This window comes from Chromobacterium aquaticum (genome assembly GCF_021129195.1).
Classification (GTDB): Bacteria; Pseudomonadota; Gammaproteobacteria; order Burkholderiales; family Chromobacteriaceae; genus Chromobacterium; species Chromobacterium aquaticum.
Genome location: NZ_JAJOHW010000222.1, coordinates 1 through 3848 on the forward strand (window position 1 = coordinate 1; position 3848 = coordinate 3848).

The window sequence follows — 3848 nt, forward strand, 5'->3', positions numbered from 1 at the left end:
TCGGCTACCGCGACATCCGCGATACCGAAACCATGCTGGCCGCCAGCGTCGGCGGCGGCCAGGCGGTGGTGATAGGCGGCGGCCTGCTCGGCCTGGAAGCCGCCTACGGCCTGAAGCAGCGCGGCATGGAAGTCACCGTGGTCCATCTGGCGGACTGGCTGCTGGAAAGACAACTAGACCCCGCGGCCGCCCATTTGCTGCAAGCCTCGCTGGAAGCGCGCGGCCTGCGCATGCTGCTGGGCCGCCAAACCGCCGCGCTGCTGGACGATGGCCATGGCGCGGTGACGGCGGCGAAGCTCGCCGATGGCGAAACCCTGCCGACCAAGTTGGTGGTGATGGCGGTGGGCATACGCCCCAATATCGCGCTGGCCGCCAGCGCCGGCCTGCACTGCGAGCGCGGCGTGGTGGTCAGCGACGCGTTGCAGACCTTCGACCCGCGCATCTACGCGGTGGGCGAATGCGTCAGCCACCGCGGTGTCTGCTACGGCCTGGTGGCGCCGCTGTTCGAACAGGCCAAGGTCTGCGCCAACCACCTGGCGCAGCTGGGCAGCAGCCGCTACCAGGGTTCGGTGATGGCCACCAAGCTCAAGGTCACCGGCATCGATCTGTTCTCCGCCGGCGACTTCATCGGCGGCGGCGATTGCGAAGAGATCGTGCTGTCCGATCCAGCCGGCGGCCTGTACAAGAAACTGGTGTTGCGCGAGGACAAGCTGGTCGGCGTCTGCCTGTACGGCGACACCGCCGACGGCGCCTGGTACTTCAAGCTGCTGCGCGAACAGCGCGCGATAGGCGATCTGCGCGAGCGGCTGATTTTCGGCGAAACCGCCATCGGCGACGTCGGCGTCCAAGGCCAGAGCCGCGCCGCCGGCATGCGGGACGACGACGAAGTCTGCGGCTGCAACGGCGTCAGCAAGGGCGCCATCGTCAAGGCGATCAAGGAAAACGGCCTGTTCACCCTGGACGAAGTCAAAAAATGCACCAAGGCCGGCAGCTCTTGCGGCTCCTGCAGCGGCCTGGTGGAGCAGATCCTGATGAACACGGTGGGTTCCAGCTTCCAGGAGACCCCCAAGACCAAGGCCGTCTGCGGTTGCACCGATCACAGCCACGCCGAGGTGCGCAAGGCCATACGCGACCACCACCTGCTGGACCACGCCGCGGTCTACCACTTCCTGGAATGGCGCACGCCCAACGGCTGCGCCAGCTGCCGCCCGGCGATCAACTACTACCTGCTGTCCACCTGGCCGCGCGAGGCGGTGGACGATCCGCAAAGCCGCTTCGTCAACGAGCGGGTACACGCCAATATCCAGAAGGACGGCACCTTCTCGGTGATCCCGCAGATGAAGGGCGGTGTCACCAATGCCGCCGAGCTGCGTCGCATCGCCGATGTGGCCGACAAATACCAAGTGCCCATGCTCAAGGTCACCGGCGGCCAGCGCATCGACCTGCTGGGCATCCGCAAGGAAGACCTGATCGATGTCTGGAAAGACCTGGGCATGCAATCCGGCCACGCCTACGGCAAATCCATCCGCACCGTGAAAACCTGCGTCGGCAGCGAATTCTGCCGTTTCGGCACTCAGAACAGCACCCAGATGGGCATAGACCTGGAAACCATGCTGGCCAATATGTGGGCGCCGCACAAGGTCAAGCTGGCGGTGTCCGGCTGCCCGCGCAACTGCGCCGAAGCCGGCATCAAGGACGTGGGCGTGATCGCGGTGGATTCCGGCTGGGAGCTGTACGTGGGCGGTAACGGCGGCATCAAGACCGAGGTGGCGCAATTCCTGTGCAAGGTGAAGACCGCCGAGGAAGTGAAGGAATACAGCGGCGCCTTCCTGCAGCTCTACCGCGAGGAGGGCTATTACCTGGACCGCACCGTCCGCTACATCGCCCGCGTCGGCCTGGACTACGTCAAGGCGCGGGTGGTGGACGACGCCGCCAACCGCCAGGCCTTGTACCAGCGGCTGCTGTTCGCGCTGGAGGGCCTGCCCGACCCCTGGGCCGCCCGCATCGCCGGCGCGCAGCGCCAGGAATACATCCCCTTGAAAGTCATCGCCTGAGGCCGCCATGGAACCCACCCTGCCCCCCTCCTCCCGCTGGCTGCGCGTGTGCGCGCTGGACGACATCCCGCTGCTGGGTAGCCGCGTGCTGGCGCGCGACGGCGGCGACATCGCCCTGTTCCGGCCGCAGCCGCAACAAGTGTTCGCGCTGTTGGACCGCTGCCCGCACAAGGGCGGCCCGCTGAGCCAGGGCCTGGTGCACGGCAATGTGGTCACCTGTCCGCTGCATGGCTGGACCCTCAACCTGGACGACGGCGAGGCCCAGGCGCCTGACCGCGGCTGCGCGCGACGTTTTCCGGTCAGCCTGCGCGACGGCGACGTCTACCTGCAACTGTGAACCCGGGAGCGGACGCCATGGCCATCACCCCCTCCACCTGCTGTTACTGCGGCGTCGGCTGCGGCGTGCTGATCCACAGCGACGGCGCGCGCGTCACCGGCGTGGAAGGCGACCCGGCCCACCCGGCCAACCACGGCCGGCTGTGCAGCAAGGGCCTGGCGCTGGCGGACAGCTGCGCCAGCCAGTCCGGCCGCGCGCTGCACCCCGAACTGCGGCTGACCCGCGACGCCGCGCGCCGGCGCGTGGACTGGGACAGCGCGCTGGACACCGTGGCCGAGCGCTTGGCCGACGTGATCCGCCGCCACGGGCCGGACGCGGTGGCGGTCTACGCCTCCGGTCAGTTGCTGACCGAGGACTACTACCTGTTCAACAAGCTGACCAAGGGCCTGATCGGCAGCAACAACATCGACACTAATTCCCGGCTGTGCATGTCCAGCGCGGTCAGCGGCTACAAGCTGGCGCTGGGCGCCGACGGCCCGCCCACCTGCTACCAGGACCTGGACCTGGCCGATTGCGTGCTGCTGGCCGGCAGCAATATGGCCTATGCCCATCCGGTGCTGTTCCGCCGGCTGGAAGCGGCCAAGGCGGCGCGGCCGGACCGCAAGTGGATCGTGGTCGATCCGCGCCGCACCGACACCGCGGCGCTGGCGGACCTGCATCTGCAGATCCAGCCCGGCAGCGATGTGGCGCTGTTCAACGGCATGCTGCACCACCTGATCTGGGAAGGGCTGATCGACGAGAGCTACATCGCCGCCCACACCGAGGGCTTCGACGCGCTCAAGCGCCTGCTGCGCGACTATGCGCCGCGGCAGGCCGCCGGCCTGTGCGGCATCGCCGAGGCCGATCTGACCGCCGCCGCCGAATGGTTCGGCCGCAGCCCGGCCAGCCTGTCGCTGTACTGCATGGGCCTGAACCAGTCCAGCCACGGCACCGCCAAGAACCTGGCGCTGATCAATCTGCACCTGGCCGCCGGCCAGATCGGCCGCCCCGGCGCCGGCCCGTTCTCGCTGACCGGCCAGCCCAACGCCATGGGCGGCCGCGAAGTGGGCGGCATGGCCACCATGCTGGCCGCCCACCGTGACATCGCCAATCCGCAACACCGCGCCGAGGTGGCCGCCCATTGGGGCGTGCCGCCGGAACGGCTCTCCGACCGCCCCGGCCTGCCGGCCATCGCGCTGTTCGACGCGCTCAAGGCCGGCCGGGTCAAGGCGGTGTGGATAGTCTGCACCAACCCGGCTCACTCGCTGCCGGACCTGGAACAGGCGCGCCAGGCGCTGGCCCAGGCCGAATTCGTCATCGTCCAGGACGCCTATGCGGACACCGATACCGCCGCCTGCGCCGACGCGCTGCTGCCCGCCGCCAGCTGGGGCGAAAAAGAAGGCACGGTCACCAACTCCGAACGCCGCATCAGCCGGGTGCGCGCCGCCGTGCCGCCGCCGGGCGAGGCGCGCGCCGAC

Annotated in this window: 3 protein-coding genes; all 3 read left to right on the forward strand. The window is 68.8% G+C overall.

The genetic code is table 11. The annotated features are described in order from the left end of the window. Positions 1-2054 (forward strand): nitrite reductase large subunit NirB (gene nirB, locus LQT98_RS23150; RefSeq protein ID WP_231465532.1); only part of this gene is annotated, 2054 nt, incomplete at its 5' end. 7 nt (positions 2055-2061) lie between these two features. Then, positions 2062-2391 (forward strand): nitrite reductase small subunit NirD, encoded by a 330-nt coding sequence (gene nirD / locus LQT98_RS23155; RefSeq protein ID WP_231465534.1) that lies wholly within the window; start codon positions 2062-2064, stop codon positions 2389-2391. A 17-nt stretch (positions 2392-2408) separates the two neighbouring features. Then, a partial coding sequence (locus LQT98_RS23160; protein ID WP_231465536.1) for a molybdopterin-dependent oxidoreductase occupies positions 2409-3848 on the forward strand: 1440 nt, incomplete at its 3' end.